General features: G+C 74.2%; 21 protein-coding genes. 5 read left to right on the forward strand and 16 right to left on the reverse strand.

What is annotated here, in order from left to right; translation table 11 throughout:
* The 4 genes from AB5J73_RS35285 to AB5J73_RS35300 all read right to left on the reverse strand — a co-directional run bounded on the left by AB5J73_RS35285 (position 1) and on the right by AB5J73_RS35300 (position 5211).
* On the reverse strand, positions 1–588 hold the full coding sequence (locus tag AB5J73_RS35285) for a TetR/AcrR family transcriptional regulator (RefSeq protein WP_370963138.1): 588 nt from the start codon (positions 586–588) through the stop codon (positions 1–3).
* Positions 589–938: 350 nt separating this feature from the next.
* The gene (locus tag AB5J73_RS35290; RefSeq protein WP_370963139.1) at positions 939–2549 is read right to left on the reverse strand and encodes an amidohydrolase; all 1611 of its coding nucleotides are present in this window, start codon (positions 2547–2549) and stop codon (positions 939–941) included.
* 3 nt (positions 2550–2552) lie between these two features.
* Entirely contained in the window at positions 2553–3332 is a 780-nt protein-coding gene (locus AB5J73_RS35295) for a molybdenum cofactor biosynthesis F family protein (RefSeq protein ID WP_370963140.1), read from the reverse strand.
* Positions 3333–3339: 7 nt separating this feature from the next.
* Positions 3340–5211, reverse strand: coding sequence for a primary-amine oxidase (locus AB5J73_RS35300; protein ID WP_370963141.1), 1872 nt, complete (start codon positions 5209–5211; stop codon positions 3340–3342).
* A gap of 113 nt (positions 5212–5324) precedes the next feature.
* Here AB5J73_RS35300 and AB5J73_RS35305 point away from each other — a divergent pair, with 113 nt between their 5' ends.
* Together AB5J73_RS35305 and AB5J73_RS35310 are read left to right on the forward strand one after the other, a co-directional pair.
* On the forward strand, positions 5325–6023 hold the full coding sequence (locus tag AB5J73_RS35305; RefSeq protein WP_370963142.1) for an SDR family NAD(P)-dependent oxidoreductase: 699 nt from the start codon (positions 5325–5327) through the stop codon (positions 6021–6023).
* Positions 6024–6036: 13 nt separating this feature from the next.
* On the forward strand, positions 6037–6837 hold the full coding sequence (locus AB5J73_RS35310; protein ID WP_370963143.1) for an SDR family NAD(P)-dependent oxidoreductase: 801 nt from the start codon (positions 6037–6039) through the stop codon (positions 6835–6837).
* Position 6838: 1 nt separating this feature from the next.
* On the opposite strand, the gene AB5J73_RS35315 is transcribed toward AB5J73_RS35310, so the two are convergent.
* The 7 genes from AB5J73_RS35315 to AB5J73_RS35345 form a co-directional block, all read right to left on the reverse strand.
* Complete coding sequence (locus AB5J73_RS35315; protein ID WP_370963144.1) at positions 6839–7531, reverse strand: ABC transporter ATP-binding protein; 693 nt, start codon at positions 7529–7531, stop codon at positions 6839–6841.
* Positions 7528–9246, reverse strand: a complete 1719-nt coding sequence (locus tag AB5J73_RS35320; protein ID WP_370963145.1) for an ATP-binding cassette domain-containing protein — start codon at positions 9244–9246, stop codon at positions 7528–7530. Before AB5J73_RS35320 ends, AB5J73_RS35315 begins: the two co-directional genes overlap by 4 nt.
* 263 nt (positions 9247–9509) lie before the next feature.
* A complete protein-coding gene (locus AB5J73_RS35325) occupies positions 9510–10370 on the reverse strand; it encodes a branched-chain amino acid ABC transporter permease (RefSeq protein ID WP_370963146.1) in 861 nt (286 codons plus the stop codon).
* Positions 10371–10380: 10 nt separating this feature from the next.
* Positions 10381–11553 (reverse strand): ABC transporter substrate-binding protein, encoded by a 1173-nt coding sequence (locus AB5J73_RS35330; protein ID WP_370963147.1) that lies wholly within the window; start codon positions 11551–11553, stop codon positions 10381–10383.
* A complete protein-coding gene (locus AB5J73_RS35335; RefSeq protein WP_370963148.1) occupies positions 11550–11945 on the reverse strand; it encodes a nuclear transport factor 2 family protein in 396 nt (131 codons plus the stop codon). The genes AB5J73_RS35330 and AB5J73_RS35335 overlap by 4 nt, the downstream gene beginning before the upstream one ends.
* Positions 11946–11956: 11 nt before the next feature.
* Positions 11957–12724, reverse strand: a complete 768-nt coding sequence (locus AB5J73_RS35340; protein ID WP_370963149.1) for a MoaF C-terminal domain-containing protein — start codon at positions 12722–12724, stop codon at positions 11957–11959.
* 57 nt (positions 12725–12781) lie between these two features.
* Complete coding sequence (locus AB5J73_RS35345) at positions 12782–13726, reverse strand: helix-turn-helix domain-containing protein (protein ID WP_370963150.1); 945 nt, start codon at positions 13724–13726, stop codon at positions 12782–12784.
* A gap of 124 nt (positions 13727–13850) precedes the next feature.
* Here AB5J73_RS35345 and AB5J73_RS35350 point away from each other — a divergent pair, with 124 nt between their 5' ends.
* Positions 13851–16064 carry a helix-turn-helix domain-containing protein gene (locus AB5J73_RS35350; RefSeq protein ID WP_370963151.1) on the forward strand — a complete coding sequence of 738 codons (2214 nt, stop codon included), beginning with the start codon at positions 13851–13853 and terminating at the stop codon, positions 16062–16064.
* Between the two features lie 38 nt (positions 16065–16102).
* The gene (locus AB5J73_RS35355) at positions 16103–16342 is read left to right on the forward strand and encodes a hypothetical protein (RefSeq protein WP_370963152.1); all 240 of its coding nucleotides are present in this window, start codon (positions 16103–16105) and stop codon (positions 16340–16342) included.
* A 277-nt stretch (positions 16343–16619) separates the two neighbouring features.
* Here the strand turns inward: AB5J73_RS35355 and AB5J73_RS35360 are convergent, their stop codons facing one another.
* Genes AB5J73_RS35360 through AB5J73_RS35370 form a run of 3 tightly spaced genes read right to left on the reverse strand, consistent with a single transcriptional unit; the run spans position 16620 to position 19575 of the window.
* A complete protein-coding gene (locus AB5J73_RS35360) occupies positions 16620–17351 on the reverse strand; it encodes a glycosyltransferase family 2 protein (RefSeq protein WP_370963153.1) in 732 nt (243 codons plus the stop codon).
* Positions 17348–18631 (reverse strand): bifunctional PIG-L family deacetylase/class I SAM-dependent methyltransferase, encoded by a 1284-nt coding sequence (locus AB5J73_RS35365; RefSeq protein ID WP_370963154.1) that lies wholly within the window; start codon positions 18629–18631, stop codon positions 17348–17350. Before AB5J73_RS35365 ends, AB5J73_RS35360 begins: the two co-directional genes overlap by 4 nt.
* Entirely contained in the window at positions 18628–19575 is a 948-nt protein-coding gene (locus AB5J73_RS35370) for an acyl-CoA dehydrogenase family protein (RefSeq protein ID WP_370963155.1), read from the reverse strand. The genes AB5J73_RS35365 and AB5J73_RS35370 overlap by 4 nt, the downstream gene beginning before the upstream one ends.
* Positions 19576–19627: 52 nt before the next feature.
* Between AB5J73_RS35370 and AB5J73_RS35375 the strand changes: the two genes are divergently transcribed.
* Positions 19628–20599 carry a magnesium transporter CorA family protein gene (locus AB5J73_RS35375; RefSeq protein WP_370963156.1) on the forward strand — a complete coding sequence of 324 codons (972 nt, stop codon included), beginning with the start codon at positions 19628–19630 and terminating at the stop codon, positions 20597–20599.
* Here the strand turns inward: AB5J73_RS35375 and AB5J73_RS35380 are convergent.
* Together AB5J73_RS35380 and AB5J73_RS35385 are read right to left on the reverse strand one after the other, a co-directional pair.
* On the reverse strand, positions 20583–20861 hold the full coding sequence (locus tag AB5J73_RS35380; RefSeq protein WP_370963157.1) for an oxidoreductase C-terminal domain-containing protein: 279 nt from the start codon (positions 20859–20861) through the stop codon (positions 20583–20585). The two genes, AB5J73_RS35375 and AB5J73_RS35380, sit on opposite strands and share 17 nt — an antisense overlap.
* A complete protein-coding gene (locus AB5J73_RS35385; protein ID WP_370963158.1) occupies positions 20840–21574 on the reverse strand; it encodes an NAD(P)/FAD-dependent oxidoreductase in 735 nt (244 codons plus the stop codon). Before AB5J73_RS35385 ends, AB5J73_RS35380 begins: the two co-directional genes overlap by 22 nt.
* Positions 21575–21646: the final 72 nt, after the last annotated feature.

Raw genomic sequence — 21646 nt, forward strand, 5'->3', positions numbered from 1 at the left:
TCAGGGGCGGGTGAGGCGGTCCAGGAACGACTCCAGGTGCCGGTGCTGGAGGTCGATCGTGGAGAACTCACCCGCCACCAGGCTCATCACGTTGGCGCCGGCGTTGAGCAGGACGATCTCGTCGACGAGCTGCTCGTCCGGGGTCTCGGTGACGATGTCGCCGTCTTCGCGCCCTTCGGTGAGGAAGCGGTGGAGCAGCCCGCGCCACTCGCGGACGTGCTCGAGGTACTTGTCGTGCATGGTCCGGTTGCCCAGCGACATCTGCCAGAAGATCATCAGCACCCGGCCGGCGGTGATGCGCTCGTCGTCGATCGGCATGGACGACACGCAGAGTTCCCGCAGCGCGGTGATCCCCCGGAGGCCGTCGAGCTCGACGTACTGCCGCATCATGTCGAGGGCCCGCTCGTAGGTGGCCGCGATGATGTCTTCCTTGCTGGGGAAGTACAGCTTGAGCGCCCCGTTGGCGAACCCGGCGGCCGCGGCGATCTCCCGCATGGTGGCGGCTTCGATCCCGCCGCGCACGATGAGGTCCCAGGTGACGTCGACGATGTCGCTGCGCCGCTGGTCGTGGTCGATGATCTTGGGCACCCGGCACCTCCCGCACTGGTTTCTCTACCAGTGTAGGAGAAAGTACCGGCGAGTACAGCACGGGGTGCGCGCGCCGGCACCGCCGGTTGGGGCCGCCCGCCGCGAGCAGCCTTCCCGCGCCCACACACGACCTGGCCGCCCCGCCGCGGGTCGCGATGTCTTGAACGAGTCGTTCATGACGCCAGGGCCCCGGCAAAGTCAGGTCAGCGCAGCAGATCCGGTCGCCCACACGTCATGAAAGGGCCGTTCACCTCGTCAGACGACATGAAAGACCCTTTCATGACATCGCCGCGACGCCGCGCGGACCGCGCGGCCACGACTTTGCCGGGACCCTTCCGGGCGGCACCGGGTCAGCGCTGGAACACGCGCCGCCCCGCGAACCACGTCTCCACGACCCGCGTCTCCGCCACCCGCGAAGTCCGGAAGGGATCGCGGTCCAGCACCACGAAGTCCGCCGACCGGCCCGGCGTCAACGCGCCCGTGACGTCGTCGAGCCCGCACGCCCGCGCCCCGCCGAGGGTGAACACCTCGATCGCCTCCGCCAGGGTGATCGCCTGCTCCGGCCACAGCGCCCCCGGCCGGCGCCCGTACGGATCCTGGCGGGTGACGAGGCCCGCGATGCCCTCCCAGGCGTTCGGCGACTCGCTCACCGGCCAGTCCGAGCCGCCCGCGACGAGCGCGCCGCTGTCCAGCAGCGCCCGGTTCGGCTGCATGCGGGTGGCTCGCGCGGCCGGCAGCACCTCGGCGATCGCCGACGGGATCACCCCCGGCACCCACAGGAACGGCGAGATGTCGGCCGCGACGCCCAGCGCGGCGAACCGCGGCAGGTCGTCCGGGTGCACGAACTGCCCGTGCGCCACCTGGAACCGGGTGTCGGCGAACCCCGCGGCCCGCACCTGCCCGACCGCGTCCAGGAACTGCCGCACCGAGGCGTCACCCGTGCAGTGGACCTTCGCCGAGAGGCCGGCCCGGGCGGCCGTCAGGAGCCACTCGGTCAGTTCCGGCGGGGACATCGTCGTCGCGCCGTGGAAGCAGCCGCCGTGTGTTTCGTCGGGCAGGTACGGCTCGAGGAACGCCGCCGTGCGGGTCGGGGGGACGCCGTCGAGGAAGATCTTCACGAAGTCCGGGCGGTGGTGCGGGCTCCGGTAGGAGTCCGCCACCTCCAGCAAGGGGGCGCCGACCGGGTCGAAGCCGAAGATCGGGTCGTTGACCAGCAACGACGACACCACCCACGCGGCCAGCTCGCCGGCGAGATCGAGCGACTGCAGCGCGCCCAGGATGTCGGTCGAGACCCCGGCGTCCTGGAACGCCGTGACGCCGAAGCCGTGCAGGACCTCGATCGCCCGCTGCGATGCACGGCGGTGCTGCTCGGGCGTCAGGCCGCCGGTCACCCGCTCGACCAGGACCCCGGCCGCCTCCAGCAGGAGCCCGCTGGGTTCGCCGCCGTCCCGGACGATGACGCCGCCGTCCGGGTCCGGGCCGGCCGCGGTGATCCCGGCCAGTTCCAGGGCGCGCGAGCTGACCCAGCGGTTGTGCCTGCTGTCGTCCGAAAGGGACACCGGGCGCCCGCCCGCGGCGTCGTCCAAAGCCCGCCGAGCGGCCGACGAGGACAACGCCGAGACCAAAGTGGACGCCCACGCCCCGCCGGTCAGCCACTCGTCCGGGCCCAGCGACGCGGCCCGCGCCCGGACCAGGGCGAGGATGTCGTCCAGGCCCGCGTCCGCGCCGAAGCTCAGCTCGAACAGCTCGGCGCGGCCGGCCATCGCGTGGTGGTTGTGCACGTCGACCAGGCCCGGCAGCACGAACGCGCCGCCGAGGTCGAGCACCTGCGTCTTCGGGCCGCGCTCGGCGTCTTCGAGCGCGACGATCTTCCCGCCGGACACCGCCAGCGCGGACGCCCACGGCCGCGCGGAGTCCACTGTGTACACGACGGCGTTCGTCAGCACCAGGTCGGCGGCCACGGCTCAGCGCTCCGCCGGGTCCAGGCCGTCGGGGTGCACGGTGGTGCTCAGCAGCCGCCCGTGCGCGCCGAAGGTGAAGTGCGTCGGGCGCTCGCCGGAGCCGTCGAGGCCGAAGAGGACGCCGTGGGAGCGCAGCCGGCGGGCGTCGCGGTGGTCGGCGACGGTGACCGACGCGCACGGGATGACCTTCTCGCGCCAGGCGAACACGTGGATGCCGGGGCGGATCCGGTACACGGTGTTCTCGTCGGTGTCGGCGAGCCCGCGCTCGGGGCCGGCCAGGCACTGCCAGGTGTACCAGTGCGGGCTGAGGTAGACGTGCTCGTAGGCGTGCTCACGGCTGTAGACCCACACCACCCGCCGCCCGATCAGGGCGGTGCTCGGCGCCATCGGCTCGCCGCGGGCCTCGATCCCGTCGAGCGTCGCGGGCCGGAACTCCTGGGTGACGCGCGGGGTGCCGTCGTCGCCGATCGTCGTGGTGACGACCAGGGCGCGGCCGTCGCGCAGGTCGAGCAGGAGCGAGACCGCCTCGCGCGGGGCGGGGTGGAACTGGACGTAGTACAGGTCGGGATCGACCAGGAACGTCTCGCAGAGGACGGTCGCGCCGTCCCACGCGACGCGCGCGCCGGTGAACCGGGCGGTGCGATCGGGGCCGTCGCCGTCGTCGTGCAGGACGAACGCGCGGCCGTGCAGGTCGCCGACCACCGGGGCCTTGTTCGCGTCGAACCCGGGGGCCAGGCCGTCCAGCGGCAGCCAGGTGGACGTGTCGGAAAGCGTGGTCACCATTCAGTCCTCAGTGGTCGGAGTGGTCGCAGTGGTCGCCGGACGGGAGGTCGAGCGCGGGGTTGCGGTCGAGGAACCCGTACGGCCGGAACAGGAAGCCGGACTTGTCGACCGGCATCACCGGCCAGTCCTCGGGGCGGGGGACGTGGGTGGGGCCGAACACGTGCCACAGCACGAGGTCGGTGTCGACGAGGTCGCGGTCGGCTGCGGTCCAGGCGGGCAGGCCCGCGCCGCCGGGGTGGGCGTTGGGCCGGTCGCCGGCCGGGAACTGCTCGTCCTCGCGGTACGGCGTCGCCCACAGGTGCTTCGTCGCGAACGTCGCGCGGGCGTGCACGGTCGCGTCCGGCTGCGCCAGCAGCGTCGCCGATGGGCTCGGCACCAGCTGGTAAGCGGTCGGCTTGCCGAGCCGGTTCACCCGCTCGGCGCTCCGGACCTCCCAGACGCGGGCGCGGGCGGGATCGGCCAGGCGCATCGCTTCCCGCTCGGTCCGCAACGGTGTGCTCCGCCAGGTGAACGCGTTGCCGTACGGGTTGGCGGGGCCGGTCGGCACGCCCTCGACGTCGACCTCGTGCAGGCTCGTGCGGTCGCCGTCGACCTCGACGTCGAGCCGGGCGCAGAACAGGTGCTGGTGCACCGGCGCGAACAGGCCGGGCGCGAGCTCGGTCGCGTGCGGCTGGTCCTGGCCGGGCGTCCCGGCGCCGCAGAAGACGATGCCGGTGGCCTTCGCCTCGAACTCGATCGAGCCGTCGAGGTGGAAGTACCAGTAGTGGCCGTAGTCGTAGTTGCCGATGGTGGAGATCGAGGACACCACCAGCCGGCGCGAGCGGCGGACTTCGGGCCGGCCGGCGAGGTCGGTGTGCTTCCAGAGGATGCCGTCGTCCTCCTCGTGCAGGCAGATCGCCCGCGAGATCTCCACCGGCTCGCCGCGGTCGTCGGCGACCCACGCCGGGAAGTAGTGGATCTCGCCGACGCAGTCGCAGCCGAGCCGCAGGTCGTTGCCGTTCTTGCCGAACTGGTACTCCCCGGCGTCGAAGTAGCTGATCCAGAACCGGCCGGGCGCGACGTCGCCGTACGGGACCACCATCTCGGGGACGGAGGCCCGGTACAGGACCGGCCGGTCCTGGAAGCTCAGCTGGTGCAGCGTCAGTCCTTCGCGGGCGTTGAAACCGACGCGCAGGCGCCAGCCCTCCCACGTGACCTCGGTGCCGTCGACGGTGAAGCTCGGGCCGGCAGGCTGGGTGATCTCGATCGGCCTGAGCGTCGTGCGGGCCGGGACGCCGGTGTAGCGCCCGTGCTCGGCGGGGACCGGGACGTCGCCTTCGTCTTCGACGCGGAGCACGCGCTGCCGCGTCAGGTCGAGGTGCACGACCAGGCCCTCGACCGGGTGGGCCCACGGGCTGTCGCCGTCGTCCTCGCGCAGGAACGTCAGCGAGCGCATGACGCGGCCCGTCTCGTCCTCGCGCCCGAAGAACCCGGGCGCCAGCGGCGCGCAGAAGGCGTGCTCGATCCGTTCGGCGAGACCGCGCCGCGCCATCGCGGCCCGCCAGCCCGCCGACGCCTTCGTCAGCCGCTCGGCCAGCGCGTACTCCTCGAACAGGTACGACGGCTGCCCTTCGGTGACGGCCCAGTCGTCCCAGGAGACGAGTTCCTCCTTGGACACCGACACCACGGCTTCCCCGGCCCGGCCGGTGGCGGTGTCCAGGAGCGTGTAGCGGATGCGGCGGTCGCCGGCGCCGGTGCGCACGTCGGCCTTGGCGGGTTCGACGGGCAGGGCCTGCGGGACGCGGATCGTGCCGCCGGCCAGCCCGGCTTCGGCGAGGATGGCGCGGCCCGCGGTCAGTTCGGCGGCGGTCAGCGGGTCGAGGGGGTGCGGCGTGCTCACCCTGGCCAGTCTCGGCCCGGGCCGGTTCGCGCGCCAACGCCCGTGCGGCCGCCGACAACAACGCTGCGCTCGAGGCCAACCCCGCGGCCGCCGCCCGCGGTGAGGATGGGCGCATGCGAACAGATCTCGACGGCCGGGCGGTCCTGGTGACCGGCGGGGCGTCCGGCATCGGGCTGGCCTGCGTGCGGGCGTTCCGCGCCGAGGGGGCGCGGGTCGGCGTCGTCGACCGCGAACCCGGCCCCGGCGTCGTCCAGGCGGACGTCACCGACGAGCCCGCGCTGGCCGCCGCGGTGGAGACCGTCGCCCGCGGGTTCGGCGGCCTCGACGCCGTCGTCGGCTGCGCCGGGATCTCCGGCCCGGTCGGCACACCGCTGGCCGCGACGACGGCCGCCGCCGTCGCGCGGGTCCTCGCCGTCAACGTCACCGGGCAGTTCCTGCTGGTCAAGCACGCGCTGCCGTGGCTGGCCGAGGGCGGCGCGGTGGTCCTGCTCGGCAGTGATTCGGCGTTCACGGCCGCGCCGGGCATGGTGCCCTACTGCGCGTCCAAGGGCGCGGTGGTGGCGCTGACCCGCGCGCTGGCCGTCGAGGTGCCGGGGATCCGGGTCAACTGCGTCTGCCCGTCGGTGGTGGACACGCCGATGGCGCGCGCCGACCTCGGCGCGGTCCTGGACGACCCGGCGTTCCCGGTCCAGGCCGCGGCCGATGTCGCCCGGCAGGTGCTGTTCCTCGCGTCCCCGGCTTCGCGGCCGGTCAACGGCCAAGCCCTGCTGGCCGACTTCGGGATGTCGGCCCGCTCGGCGTTCCCCGCTTAGGAAAGGATCCACAGTGGACTCATCTGGCAAGGTCGTCGCGATCACCGGCGGTGGCACCGGCATCGGCGCCGCGGTCGCCCGCCGCTACGCCGGCGAAGGCGCGCGCGTGGTCGTGCTGGGACGGCGGCGCGAGCCCCTCGAGAAGGTGGCCGCGGAAACCGGCGCGCACGTCATCGCCTGCGACGCGAGCGTGCGCGAGGACGCCGAACGCGCGATCGCCGAAATCCGCGCCGAGCACGGGCGGCTCGACGTCGTGGTCGCCAACGCCGGCGGCCACGGCCTGTCGTCGGTCGTCGACACCGGCGACGAAGAGTGGGAGCTGGCGCTGCGCTCGAACCTGTCGAGCGCGTTCGTGCTCTGCCGGGCGGCGCTGCCGTCCCTGGTGGAGACGGGCGGGCAGGTCGTCGTGGTGTCTTCGCTGGCCGGGCTGTTCGCCGGGCCGAACGTCGCCGGCTACACCGTCGCGAAGCACGCGCTGATCGGCCTGACCCGGTCGATCGCCCGCGACTTCGGGCCGCGCGGGGTGCGGGCGAACGCCGTCTGCCCCGGCTGGGTGCGCACCCCGATGGCGGACGGCGAGATGGACCAGTTCGCCGCGGCCGCGGGCTTCACCGGCGGCCACGAGGAGGGCTACCGCCGGGTGACGGCCGAGGTGCCGCTGCGGCGCCCGGCCGAGCCCGAGGAGATCGCGGCGATCGTGCGGTTCCTGGGCTCGGCGGAGTCGTCGTACATCACGGGCGCGGTCCTGGTCGCCGACGGCGGCGCCCACGCCGTCGACCTCCCGACGCTGGCCTTCGAGCGCGCCGGGATGTGAGTCACGACCCGAGGTAGGCGGAGTGCAGGGTGGCGGGGGAGTCGAGGAGGGTCCGGGCGTCGCCGGAGTAGGTGACGCGGCCCGACGAGACGACCACCGCCTCCTGCGCGACGCCGAGTGCCAGGTGCGTGAACTGCTCCACCAGCAGGATCGCCGCCCCCTCCGCGGCGAACCGCGTGACGACGGGCAGCAGCCGGGTGAACACCACCGGGGCCAGGCCCAGCGACATCTCGTCGATGAGCAGGAACGCCGGGCGGGCCGCGAACGCCCGTGCCAGCACCACCATCTGCTGCTCACCGCCCGAAAGCAGGGCCGCGGGGGAGTCGCGGCGCTTCTCCAGCTCGGGGAACAGCGTGAGGACTTCCTCCACCGCCGCCGGGGTGCGGGCGGTCAGGCGAAGGTTCTCCAGCACCGTCAGTCCCGGGAACACCGCCCGGCCCTGCTCGATGTGGGCCAGCCCGAGCCGCGCCCGCGCGACCCGGGAGTGCCGGGTGACGTTCACCCCGCCCAGGTGGACGCTGCCCGCCGCGGGCGGGACCACGCCCGACACCGCTTCCAGCAGGCTCGTCTTCCCGGCCCCGTTCGGCCCGACCAGCGCGGTGATCCGGCCCGGTTCGAGGACGAGGTCGACGTCGCGGATGACCGGGCCGGCCCCGCGCTTCACCGTCAGCCCGTGGACTCGCAACGCGTTCACAGCAGCTCCGTTTCACCCATGTAGGCCTTGAGGACGGCCGGGTCGGCCAGCACGTCCGCCTGCGGCCCGCTCGCCAGGACCTGCCCGAAGTCGAGGACGGTGAGCGTGTCGCAGACCGACCGGACCAGGTCGAGGTCGTGCTCGATGAGCAGCACCGTCACGCCGAACCGGGCCGGGACCTGGCGCAGCCGCCGCCCGAAGGCGACGTGCTCCTCGTGCGGCAGCCCCGCCGCCGGCTCGTCGAGCAGCAGGACCCGGGGCTTCGCGAGGAGGTGGCCGACGACCTCGACGAGCCGCCGCGCGCCCGCGTCCACCCGGGACAGCGGCGTGCGCGGGGGCGGGCAGCCGAAGAACTCCAGCGCGTCGGCGGCTTCCCGGGCGGTGAGCCGGCGCCGGGCGACGAACCGCACGTACGCGCCGACGGTGAGGCCGGGCGGGACGCGGTCCTGCTGGAACGTCCGCCGCAGCCCGGCGCGGGCCCGGCGGGTGGGCGAGCCGCTGAGCGGCCGGCCGTCGAGGGCGACCGTGCCGGTCGCCCGGGGCAGGAAGCCGCTGATCGCGTCGACCAGAGTGGACTTCCCGGCGCCGTTCGGCCCGATCACGCCGAGGATCCCGTGCTCGGGCACCGTGATGTCCACATCGGACAGCGCGGTCACGTGTCCGAAGGAGACGCTCAGCCCCCGCACGGCCAGGACGGGCCCGCCGGGCGGCAGCGGATCGACGTCGGCGACTTCGGTCGTGAGCCCGACGCCCGCGGTCCCGCGGGTGCGGCGGCGGTACCACAGGTTCCGCACGGCGGTGCCGAGGTTGCCGCGGCCGGTCAGGGCCTGGACGCCGAGCACGCCGAACACCACGAAACCCCAGTCCTGCGGCACGCCCCAGCGCTTGAGCAGTTCGGGAACGGCGACCCAGAGCAGTGCGCCGAACACGGCCATGTCGATCAGGTGCGCGCCGGACATGATCGCCAGCACGTACAGCGCGAGGGACTGGATGGCGGTGAAGCTCGCCGGGAAGGCGAGCCCGACCTGGCCGGTGAGCAGGCCGCCGCTGACACCGCCGAGGGCGGCGCTGACCGCGAACGCCGTGAGCTTGGAGGTGCGCACGCCCGCACCGACGGCGGCCGTCCCTCGTTCGGAGAAGGCGACCAGGTGCCAGCTGCTGCCCCAGCGGCCGCGGCGCAGGAAGTGCACCAGGAGCCCGCAGGCGACGAGCACCAGCACCGCGAACAGGAAGTAGGACCGGTCGTCGGAGAACGCCTCCGGGCGCTCGACCGCCAGCCCTTCGGTGGCGCCGGGGAACTGGATCTGCACCAGCGTCAGGTCGGCGGCCGCGGCCAGCCCGAGGGTGACGACGGCGAGGGTGATGCCGCGCAGCCGCAGCGCGGGCAGCCCGACGAGCACCCCGGCCACCGCGGCGGCCAGGCCACCGAGGAGCAGCCAGGTGACGAACCCGCCGGGCACGCCGGCGACGTTGCACGCGGAGACGACGAACGCGCCGACCGCCGCGAAGGTCAGCTGGCACAGGGAAATCATCCCGGCGGTCCCGGTGACGACGCCGAGCCCGAGGAGAGCGATCGCCGCGACGACGGCGCTGACGCCGAGGTAGACGAAGTACCCGGCGAGCCCGACGCTGAGCGCGTAGCCGACGCCGATCGCCGCGGCGGCGACCAGGAGGGGGAGTGCTTGCCGGGCGAGCGGGTGTTCAGCGAGCCGCACGGGGTACCGCCTTTCCGGCCGCGGTGAGGGGGCGCGTGCGTGGTCCGGCGCCGGGCCACGAGCCAGGGTGCCGGCGAAGTCGGGCCGCGAGTGGCCGGTCGCGGCACCCGCCGGGGTCGGCCCGGGATGCCGTGAACGACCCGTTCACCTCGCCGGACGTCGTGAAAGAGTCGTTCATGACGTCCCCACCTCGCCGGCCGGACACGACGAGCCGAGGCCATCCGGTCCGCGCCACGCGCGACCGCGGCCGGTGGCGAGTCCGTTCAGCGGGCCGCATCCCACACCTCCTTGCGCTGCGTCCACAGCAGCAGCGCCACGATGACCAGGAACGGGAGGAAGTACCGCAGCACCGACAGCTTGTCCGCCTGGGCGACCGCACCCTGCGCCATCCCAAGAACCAGGCCGCCCGCCACGGCGAGGTCCAGCCGGCGGAAGCCGCCGAGCAGGGCCGCCGCGGCGGCCGGGACCACCAGCATCGCCAGCGACGTCGGGTCGTTGGACTGCGACGGCGCCACGATCGACACCGCGAGCGTGGCGATCACCCCGGTCGCCGTCCAGACGCCGACCGACAGCGGCCGGGCCGGGATGCCCAGCAGTTCCGCCGTCGTCGGGCGCTCCGACAGCGCGCGCAGCCGGACGCCCAGCGACGTGCGGGCCAGCACCGCGCGGCAGCCCAGCGCCACCAGCACCGCCAGCGCCACCGTCACGACGGTGACCTGGCTGACCACCACACCACCCACGGTGAACGCCGGCCCGGCCAGCAGCGGGTGGAACGGCTGGGGCTTGTTGCCGAACAGGATGAACGCCAGCGAGATCAGCAGCAGGAGCACGGCGACGGTCACCGCCGAGCGCGTCCCGGTGTCGGCCTCGGCGAGCCACGTGGACACGATCCAGCCGAGCACCGCGCTCAGCGCGCCGCCGAGCACGATGCCGGCCAGCGTCGCCAGCCACTCCGGGAAGCCCAGGTGGACGGCGAGGAAGACGGCGACGTAGCAGCCGAACATCCCGGTCGCGGACTGGGCGAAGTTGACCACCCGCACCAGCCGCGACATCAGGGTCAGGCAGACCGCGAGCACCGCGTAGAGGCCGCCGGCGGCGAGGCCGGCCAGTGCGCCCTGCAGCATGAACGTCCTCCTACGGCTTCGGGATCCGGAGCCAGTCCCGCGCCGACAGCTCCCACTTGTTCGTCCCGGTGGCCAGCTTGATCGGCCAGCCCGCGGTGTTGTCGTGGTGCGCCTGCGCGGGCCCGAACACGTACGGCGTGCCGACCATCGGGTCGCTGATCGGCTTCATCTCGCGCAGCGCCTTGGTCACCGTCTCGCGCGTGATGTCGCCCTTCATCCCGCGCAGGACCGCGAGGAAGTACTTCGCCGCCAGGTAGCCGCCCTGGCTGAACGACGTGAGCGGGATCTTGTTCTTCGCCATCAGGTCCCGCCACTCCTGGTTCGCGGCGGCGGTCGCGTCGGTGAACGGGTAGAACTCCGCGGGCACGTACACCCCGGCGCCGGCGTTCGAGATCGCCTTGGCGTAGTTCTCGCTGTAGACACTGGTCAGCAGCAGCCAGGTGACGTCGGTCCAGCCCTGCGCCTGCGCGGCCTTGAGCTGGCCGATCGAGTCCGGCTCCACCGGGTTCACGGTGATCGCCTTGCAGCCCGCCGCACGCGCCTTGACGATGTACGGCGTGTAGTCCGACCCGCCATAAGGGACGGTCGAGTCGACGTACTTCAGCTTCTTGCCGGTGATCTTCGTCCACTCGCCGATCGCCGCCTGGTACGCCGGGAGCGTGTTTCCGGCGATCTCCAGCAGCGCGCAGACGTCGTCGAGCTTCAGCACTTCGGTGCCGTAGAGCAGGGTCAGCGTCATGTCGTGGAAGGGCCCGACGTTGACCGGGGCGATGTTGGGGCTGGAGAAGCACGCCGGGTCGACGCCGATGCCCGGCATCGACAGGATCTTCTGCTGCTCGTAGTACTTTTCGTTGATCTCGCACTCGATCAGGCTCGACGAGCCGACCAGCGCGACGGCCGAGTCGCCGCCGACCACCTCGCGGGCGGCCGCCGCGGCCGCCGCCGGGTCGCCCTTGTCGTCGATCGCCTTGTACTCGATCTTGCGGCCGTTGACGCCGCCGGCGGCGTTGGCCGCGTCGAACACGGCCTTCGCCGCCTGCGAGGACTCCGGGAAGGTGGCCGCGCCGCTGAGCGCGTTCACCGAGCCGACGACGATCGGGCCGCTCGACCCGGCGTCGGAACCGGCGCAGCCCGCGGTGGCCAAGAGCACGGCGGCCGCGAGGGTGGGAAGGACTTTTCTCATTGCTGCTCCCGGGTTGCGGCCACGACGGGCGCGGAGTCGACGATCTGCTCGAAGGCGGCGACCTCGCCGCCGTCGAAGCGCCACAGGTGCGCGACGCGGGCGGTGAAGGACCGGCCGGTCCGGCGGTGCGTGCCGGTGTAGGTGCCGACGCCGATCACCGTGTCCCCGGCGTCCAGCAGGTCTTCGAGGGTGAAGCGGTAGCCGTCCCAGTCCCGCCCGATGGCGGCGAAGACGTGCTCGGCCACCTCGTCCGGGCCGGTGTAGGTGCCGGCGTAGGGGAAGCCGGCGGCTTCGGTCCACGTCGTCTTCGCCCCGAGCGGGGCGAGCATGCCGGGCAGGTCACCCCGGTCGCTGGCGGCGTAGTGCGCGCGGATGACGTCCACATTGGACATGGGAAGCTCCTTCAGACGGGCTGGGCGTCGGGGTAGCTGACCGAGCCGAGCGGGTAGACGTGGCCGCCGGCGCGGGAGTGCTCGGAGCGGCCGTCGCCGGTCAGCCCGAGGAACACGCCGGTGGTGCGCAGCGCGTAGCCGAGGTCGTGCAGCCACACGCTGGCCACGGCGATCCGGAACTCGCGGAAGCAGAACAGGTACAGCCCGTCGGCGAACTTCCACACCGTCGACAGGTCCATGTCGCCGTGGCCGCGCTGGACGCCTTCCAGGCACTGCCAGGCGTAGCGCTCCGAGGAGACGTAGACGTGCTCGTAGAGGTGGTCGGGGCTGTAGCGGTAGAGGTTCCGCTTGCCGATCAGGTCGCGCGACGGCCCGGGCACGGCCCCGGACGGCGGGCCGCCGTCGGTCACACCGGCCCAGAAGCGCTGCGAGACGCGGGGAACGTCCTCGATGTCTTCGGCGCCGATCACCGAGCGGACGGCGAGCGCGCGGTGCGACGCCGTGGAGTACACGACGGTCAGCGCTTCGCCGTCGACGCTGGTGAGCGGCAGGTTCACGAAGAAGACGTCGTCCCGCACGGCGACGGCGTCGTACGGGTCCTCGACGCCGTTGCACACGACGTGCCCGGCGTCCTTGAAACTCAGCGAAAGGACTTCGCCGTCGTCGAGGGTGATCGTGACGTCCCGGCCGGTGAGGTCGGCGTCCGGCAGGCGGTAGGTGGCGATCCCGGCGGCGAACTCGTCGTAGGTGCGCCAGCCGTCGGTGGGGGCTTCGGGCATGGCCTCATCGTCGGGCGGCACCGGGGCCCGGGCGAGCGGTCACGCGCTGCGGGGCAACTACCGGACGCTGACGGTCAACTCCCGGCGCAGCTCGCTCGGCGCGCGGCCGAACGCGGTCTTGAAGACGCGGCTGAAGTGGGCGGCGTCCACGAACCCCCAGCGCGCGGCGATGGCCGCGACCGGGCGCCCGGCGTACACCGGGTCGAGCAGGTCCCGGCGGCAGTGCTCGAGCCGCCGCGCGCGGATCCAGCCGGAGACCGTGGTGCCCTGCTCCTGGAACAGCCCGTGCAGGTGCCGCGTCGAGATGAAGTGCTCGGCGGCGATCCGCGCCGGGGTCAGGTCCGCGGAGTGCAGGTTCGCGTCGATGTGCGCGCGGATCCGGCGCATCAGCTCGTGGTGCGGGTCGGTGCCGGCGTGCGCGAGGTCGAGCTCGGTGGCGACGAGCGTCGAGAGCAGGTCGACCGCGCTGTGCGCGAGCCGCGCGCCCGCCGGGCCGGCCAGCTGTTCGAGGTTGCCGCCGAGCTGGGCGAGGAACGGCACGACGACGTTGCCGACGCCTTCCTTGCCCGACATCCGCACCGCGGTCAGCCGCCCGACGAGCTCGGCGGGCAGGTCGATCAGCCGCTGCGGGAACATCACGACCAGCGTCCGGAAGTCCTCCTCGAACACCAGCGAGTACGGCCGGTGCGTGTCGTAGAGGGCGACGTCGCCGGGGCGCAGCACGGCCTGGCGGTCGTCCTGCACGAGCAGCCCGGTGCCGGCCAGGATCAGGCTCAGCTTGTAGTAGCGCCGCTCGGCCCTGGCGATCAGCTCCGGCGTGCGCTCGACGACGTGCGGCGACGCGGTCACCTCGGAGACCTGCACCTCGTCGGCGGCCGACGAGCGGATCCGGCCGCGGAAGCCGTCGCCGCCCGCCGTGACGTGCAGCGGGACGAACGACTGCGAGACGGCGGTGCGGAACTCGGTGAAGTCGCGGGCGATGAGGGTCGTGGGGGCGGGCACGGGGTCACCTCGCAGCGTCGGGAGGAAGACAGTGTCGTATACGATAAGCGATACGATCTTCGGCGACAATGCTCCCGGTCGCCCCGCCGTAGGATTTCGCCTCGGGCGGCGGGGAGGGGTGCGGATGGAGTCGTTCGGGGTGCGGCTGCGCCGGCTGCGGCGCGCGGCCGGGATGACCCAGGAGCTGCTGGCCGAGGCGGCCGGGCTGAGCGCACAGGCCGTCGGCGCGCTCGAACGCGGGGAGCGCCGGTTCCCGCACCGCGAAACCCTCGACCGGCTCGCCGGCGCCCTCGGCCTGGCCGGGGACGCCCGGGCGGAGTTCGCCGCGGCGGCCGCGCGGCCGAAGATCCCGGCGGGGAGCGCCGCCGTGCCGCGGGAGCTGCCGAGCGGGGTCGCCGCGTTCACCGGCCGCGAAGCCGAGCTGGACCGCGTGCTGGGCCTCTTCGCCGACGCTCGCCAGGGAGTCGTGGTCGCCATCGCCGGGATGGCCGGGGTCGGCAAGACCGCGCTGGCGCTGCAGGCCGGGCACCGGCTCGCGCGGCGGTTCCCGGACGGCTCGCTGCACCTCGACCTGCGCGGCCACGCCGCCGACCCGCCGGCCCCCCTGGACCTGCTCGACCGGCTGATCCGGGAGCTCGGCGGCGACCCGCCGACGCCGTTGACGCTCGACTCCGCGTCGGCCCGCTTCCGCACCGCGCTCGCCGGGAAACGCGTCCTCCTCCTGCTGGACAACGCGCGCGACGCCGCGCACGTCGCTCCGCTGCTCCCCGGGGCGGGCGGCTCGGCGGCCATCGTGACGAGCCGGGCCGCGCTGCCGGACCTGCCGCAGGCGCACCAGGTGCTGCTGGACGTGCTGCCCGAGCCGGACGCGCTGCGCCTGCTCGCGGCGGAGATCGGCGCCGATCGGGTGGCCGCCGAGCCCGCCGCGGCCCGGGCCGTCGTGCGCCTGTGCGGGTACCTGCCGCTGGCCCTGCACCTGGCCGGCGCGCGGCTGGCGACGCGGCCGTCGTGGCCGGTCGCCCACCTCGCGCACCGGCTCGGGGATGAGAGCCGCCGCCTCGACGAAACGGGCGTCCGCACCAGTTTCACGCTCGCCTTCGGTGCCCTCGACGAGGTGGCGGCCCACGCGTACCCGCTGCTGTCCCTGCTCGACGTGCCGGAGCTGTCGGTGCCCGTCGCGGGACGGCTGCTCGACGTCCCGGACCGCGAGGCCGAGGGCCTGCTGGAACGGCTGACCGACGAGCACCTGCTGACCACGCCCGCCCCGGGCTGGTACCGGCTGCACGACCTGCTCCGGCTCTACGCCCGCGAGCACGCCGCCCGGCTCACCGCGGCCGAGCGGGCCGCCGCGATCACCCGCGTCGTCGAACTCTGCGCGGCCGTGGCGTGGCAGAGCATGGCGGTCGTCGCGGCGGCTTCACACCGCCACGACTGGGCGGCCGGGCGCTGGGCGGCGAGCGGCCCGGCCACCACGGAGGAGGTGTTCGGCTGGCTCGACCGGCACCAGGAACACCTCGTCACCGTCGTGCGGCAGGCCGCGGCCACGCCCGGCGTGCCCGCGGAGGCGATCGCCGCCGTCGGGCTCGGCCTGTTCGAATACCACCGGGCGCGGGCGCGGTGGCGGGACGCGATCCAGGTCGACGAGGTGGCGCTGGCGCTGGTCGACGGCGTCGACCCGGTGGCGTCGGCGACGCTGCGCAACGACCTCGGCATCGCCGAAGCCGAACTCGCCCGCGGCGGCGAAGCGGCCGACTACCGCCGGTCGCACGCCCACCTGCGGCGGAGCCTCGCGGACTGGGAGCAGATCGGCGATCCCCGGCAGCTCGCCGGCATCCTCAACAACCTCTGCTACGTGCTCGGCCTCGGCGACGACGTCGACGCGGCCATCGAGTTCGGCGAGCGCAGCCTGGCGCTCAACCGCTCGCTCGGGCTGCGCCACGTCGAGACGCTGAACCTGGTGAACCTCGCCGTGCTCTACGGACGCCGGGGCGACCGCGCCCGCGAGCTGGCGTACGCGACCGAAGCGGTCACCGTCGGCGAAGGCGCCGACGACCTGCGCGGGATGGCCTACGGCTGGATGCGGATCGGCGTGGTGCACCGCGACGAGGGCCGGTACGCCGAGGCCGTCGGGGAGCTGCGCCGGAGCGCGGACCTCTGGCGCGCGGCGGGCGTCCGGCTGTACGAAGCCATGACACTGGCCGAGCTGGGCCGGGCCCACGCCGGACTCGACGAGCCCGCCCGGGCGCGCGAGGTGCTCACGGAAGCGCTGGCGATGCTGCGGGAGTACGGGGGAGCCGAGCACGTGGCGGCGGTCCGGGCCGAGCTGGAAGCGTTGTGACGAAGGCGGCCAGGTAGGACCGGGGATGGTGCACGGCGGTGCAGGCGACCCGGCCCGCATCCCGCGCGCAGGCGATCTCGACGGTGTCCCGCACGACCGCGACGAGCCGGACGCGCGATTCCACCGTGGCCGCCGCGGTCGGCACCCCGGCGAGAGCGGCGGCCGCGAGCAAGGCGGCGGGCAGCATCCTCCAGGCGCTCGTCACCGGCCGATCTTCGCGGCGCCCGGCGCGGCGCGACAGCGACAACCGCTACGAACGACCTCCACAACCGATGTGAAGGTCGTTCGGCTGTTACGACCGGTCTTGGCGGGCGCCGCGCTTCCCAGCGCTGGAGGCGGGCGCCGTGACCGCGACGAACGGCCTCGCCGGCCGCTGTGACCGTCGGCCGGAGGCCGGCGGCGCTCACGAGCGGTTTTCGCGGGCGTCGCGCTTCCCGGCCAGGCGCCGGAGCGCGGCTGTCGAGGCGGGTGCCGCGACCGCTACGAACGGCCTCGGCAGCTGCTGTAGCTGTCGGCTGCATGCCGGTGCCAGGCGGAGGGAGGCGCTGCCAACACTCACGATCGATCTCCGCAGACGTCGCGCTCCCCGGCCAGGCGCCGGAGCAGCGTTGCGAGGCCGTCCGGTGCCCGGCCGTGGAGGCGGGCGCTCGTCACCACCGGTGCCGCCGGCTCGAAGCAGCGGCGGAAGCCCGCCTGGCCGAGGCGGTGCCACAGGTCGTGGTCCTCGCCGGTGGCTCGCCTGCCGAAACCGCCGACGGCGTCGAACGCGTCCGCGCGCACGCCGAGGTTCGCGCCGTAGACCGAGCCGTGGCCCGCGGCCGTGCGCGCGTTGTCGAGGACGTGCTCGTACTGCCGCAGCGCCCGGGCCGACGTGCTGAACGGCGCCGACAGCTCCGCCGTCCCGGCGATCGCGTGGTAGCCCTGCCGCGCGCGGGCCAGGTGGGCCCGCGCCCACCCGGGTGTCACGCGCGTGTCCGCGTCCGTGCTCAGCAGCAGGGTCCCGGCCGCGGGGGTGCGCAACCGCCCGCGGACCCGCGTGATCCCGAAGTCGCGGACCTCGCCGATAGTCCGCGCCGACCCGGTCGCCACCACCACGCCGGGCAGGTCGCCCAGCGCGGCGCGGGCGGCCGCGGCCGTGGCGTCCCGGCAGCGGTCGGCGACCACGCAGACCGCGTACCCGACGCCGGCCGGCAGCCGCCGCAGGGCATCGCCGAGCGCGTGCACGCACGCGCCGACCAGTTCCGCCTCGTCCCGTGCCGGGATCACGACGCCGACCGCTTCGATCACCGGCGCCTCAGCACGTGCAGCAGGAACTGTTCGTCGGTGTGCTCGACCAGCGGCTCGAGCGCGGGGTGCGCCAGCAGCCGGGCGTGGGCGTCCCGGCCGTCGCGCGGCGCTTCGGGCGCCCACGGCAGCCAGTGCACGGCGAGCAGGTGCCCGCCGGGGCGCAACGCCGCCACCGAAGCCTCGACGGTCTCCCGGAGCGCGTCGTCGGCCAGGTAGTACAGCAGCTCGCTGTACACGACCAGATCGACCGGCCCGGCCGGCAGCGCTTCGGGCACCGATCCGATGTGGACGTCCACATGCGACAGATCGGCGGCGGCCCGGCGGGCGCGGTCGACGGCCGCGGGTACGGGGTCGAAGGCGTGCAGCCGCCCGGCCCGGCCGGCGAGGTCACGGGTGAGCGCACCGACACCGCAGCCCGGCTCGACGACCGTGCCGTAGTGCTCGTCCGGCAGGCAGGCCAGCACCATCGCGCGCTTGCGCCGCTCGTACCACTTCGTGCCGACCGACCACGGGTCCTCGGCGCCGCCGTACAGCTCGGCGAACCGGCTGACCGGCGCCGAATCCCGCGGCGGCTCGCGGAAGAACACCTCGCGGTCGCGGGCGAAGTGGGCCAGCACCTCGTCCGGCAGGATCGGGTCCTCGCCCCGCGGGCCGGGCTCGAGCTGCGACGGGAAGGCGGCGATGGCGGCGGCCTTGGCGGACCGTTCGGCCGCCGTCAGCCGGAGTGACCGGGCCCGCGCCCACGGGATACCCGGGTCGTCCGGGCGCAGCCGGTGCCACAGCCAGATCGGGTACGACCAGCACTGCGTCGTGAGCGGCGCGGCGGCGACGGCGGCCCGCGCGGCCGCCTGGTGGTCCGGGTGCGGGTCGTCCGGCCACGGGAACAAGCACAGGTCGTGGCCGTCGGCGCGCTCCCGCAGCGCCGTCACCAGCTCGTCGCCGTGGGCGGAGAGAGCGGAATCCGGCAGGCCCAGCCACACCGGTTCGACGTCGGAAAGCCCTTGGGCCCGCAGGGAATCCCGCAGTTCCCGGCGACGGGTCCGCCCCAGTTCCCGGCGTTCCGCGAGGCTCGAAGCCGGGAACGCCGCTTCGCCGTCGGTCGCGACGACGAGCGTCACCGCCGTGCCGCCGGCGTGCAGCCGCTGCAGGAGCCCGCTCGCGCCGAGCGTCTCGTCGTCGGGGTGGGCGGCGACGACCAGCGCGCGCTCGAACCCCTGCGCCGGCCACGGTTCGGGTGCGGGAAGGTCCGCCCACTCGGCTTCCCGGACGACCGCGGTCACGGCGTCCCCAGGACGTCGCGGCCGAGCGCGGCGAGGTCCCGCTCGGCGTGGTGCTGCCGGACGTACACCGGTAGGTCGGCGACCCGCTGCGCGAACCGCCGGTCGCGGCACGCCGGCGTCGGCCCGGTGACCTTCAGCGCCCGGTCCAGCACTTCGACGGCGGTGCGCTCGGCCGCGGCCCGGCAGGTGCCCGCCGACAGCGGGCCGACCGGCTCGCCGGCAGCGCGGGCGAGCACGGCTTCGGCCGCGGTCAGCGCGGTGTGGATCGCGCCGACGTGCGCCAGCTGGTGCTCGTCGGCGCCACCGCGGTCACGCAGGTAGGCGAGGACGCCGTCGAAGACGCCCGCCGCGCCGCCGAGCCACACCGCCGCCACGCCGGCGCCGCCGAGCGCGAAGCCGGGGCGCGCCACGTACCAGCCGGGCGGCCCGACGAGGTCCGCGCGCACGCCGTCGAAGACCACGTCGCCGCTGTCGGAGGCGTCCATCCCGACCGCCTGCCACGCGTCCGGGTGCCGGCGCACGCCGGGGTCGGCGAGGTCGGCTTCGACGAGCCGGTCGCCCGCCGCGACCAGGGCGCGGTCGAGCAGGGACAGCCCCGAGCAGAACCGGACCGTGCCGGTCAGGACGCCGTCTTCGAGTGCCGCGCCGGTGCCGCCGGACTTCGCCGCCCACACGCCGTAGAGCGCACCGGGCACGGGGGAGCGGCCCGCCTCGGCGAGGATCGCGACGGCGTCGGCGTGCCCCTCGGCGAGGCGGGCGAGCGCCAGGTCGCGACGGCCGAACGCGGCCAGCGCCGCCCAGCGGGCCGCGGTACCCGAAGCACCGGGCAGCGGCAGGTCGAGGTCGCCGGCCGCGTGCAGCGAGCGCAGCTCGGCGCCGATCGACGCGGTGGTGCGCGGGTACGGCAGCGGCTTCGGCGGGGTCTCCGCGAGCAGTCTGGTCACAAGATCGGCGCTTACCCGTTTTCGCCGCCGGTTACGCGGGAAACCCCGGGGTATGACGAGAACCCGGGCCTACCGCGACGGTGTGCTGCACAAGGAAGGCTTCCCCGTCACGGCCGTTTCCGACTTCCTGGCCGAACCGGGCACCGCCGTGTGGGTCGACCTTTGTGCACCGTCCGAAGCGGACTTGGCCGAACTCGCCGACGAGCTGGGCCTGCACCGGCTCGCCGTCGAAGACGCCGTGCAGGAGCACCAGCGGCCCAAGCTCGACCGCTACGACGGCCACGCCTTCCTGACCGCCTACGCCGTCCGGTTCGGCGCCCCGGGCGACCACCCGGTCACCACCGAGCTCGCCGTGTTCATCACGCCCCGCGCGCTGGTGACCGTCCGCAAGGACGACGGCTTCGACATCGAGGCCGTCACGCGCCGCTGGGACCAGGCGCCGGACCTGGCCGGGGCCGGGGTGCCGTTCCTGCTGCACGGCCTGCTCGACTACGTCGTCGACGGCCACTTCGAGGCCGTCCAGGTGCTCGACGACGAGGTCGAGGCGCTGGAGGACCTGGTGTTCGACGACCGCCCGGACACCGCCGAACTGCAGCGGCGCTCGTTCCGGCTGCGCAAGAACCTGACCGCGCTGCGCCGGGTCGTGGCCCCCGTGCCCGACGTCGTCGCCTCGCTGATGCGCCCGGACCTGAAGCTGGCCGACGGCACCACCCGCCCGTACTTCGAGGACGTCCACGACCACGCGCGGCAGGCCGCCGAGCACACCGAGGCGCTGCGCGAACGCCTGACGACGGTCCGCGAGACGCAGCTGAACCTGCAGAGCGACCGGCTGAACCTGATCATGAAGAAGGTCACCGGGTGGGCGGCGGTGATCGCGGTGCCCACCGCGGTGACCGGGTTCTACGGCCAGAACGTCCCTTACCCGGGCAACGGCACGACGCTCGGGTTCTGGGTTTCGACGGTCGTCATGCTGGTGCTCTCGGTCGGGCTCTACACGCTCTTCAAGGTCAAGGACTGGCTGTGAGCCGCGCGCCCCGGTGGATCAGGTCCCGGCCCCGTTCGTAGTCCTCGTCGGCTTCGTGGGTGAGGACGCCGACCACCCGGCCGTCGCGTTCGTACCAGACCGTGAACCCGCCGTCGCCGCGCGGGAACGGGCGGGCGCGGTCGAAGCCGTCGCCCCACGCGGCGTACTTCAGGACGCGGTCGCCGAGCACCGACCAGAAGCCGTGGACGTCGTCCCAGGTGGCGTCTTCGCCGGCCGCGGTCAGCCCGGCGACCTCGCCCATCGCGAGGCCGTCGCCCCAGTGCTCGACGGCGAGCGCGCGTCCCGCGGCCGGTGGTAGGCCAGCGCGACGTCGCCCGCCGCGAGCACGCCGGCCCGGCTCGTGCGCAGGTGCTCGTCGGTGCGGATCCGGCCCCGCTCGAGCGCGAGCCCGGCCGCTTCGGCCAGCCCGATCCGGGGGCGGACGCCGGTGGCGAGCACGACGAGCCCGGCGTCGAGGACCGGTACCAGGTCGGTGCGGACGCGGTGGCCGTCTTCGATCGACAGCAGCTTCGTCCCGCGAAGCACGCTGACGCCTTCGGATTTGAGCCAGCGCAGGAGGAATCCGCCCGCCTCGGGGCCGAGCCGCTTCTCCTGGGGGACGTCGTCGGGGCAGACGACGGTCACCTGCAGCCCGAGCCGGGACAGGGAGACGGCGGCTTCGCAGCCGATGAACCCGGCGCCGACGACGATCGCGCTGCGCACCCCGGCCGTGGCCGCGCGCAGCTCGCGGGAGTCGGCGGCCGACCGGAGGGTCCGGACGTCGGCGTGGCCGGTGCCGGGCAGCCCGGGCCGGACGGGTTCCGTGCCGGTGGCGAGCACGCAGGTGGTGAACCGGTGGACGGCGCCGGCCGCGGTGCGGACCCGGCCCTCGCCCAGTTCGGTGACCGGGTCGCCCAGCGTGACGGTGATGTCGAGCTCGGCGAGCGAGTCGTCCAGCGGCGGGAGATCGCCCACGCCGCGGAGGTCGCGAATGACTCATTCGCGACCTCCGCGGTCCCCAATGAGTCATTCGCGACCCCGCACCCC

The sequence above is a fragment of the Amycolatopsis sp. cg9 genome, from assembly GCF_041346945.1.
Classification (GTDB): domain Bacteria; phylum Actinomycetota; class Actinomycetes; order Mycobacteriales; family Pseudonocardiaceae; genus Amycolatopsis.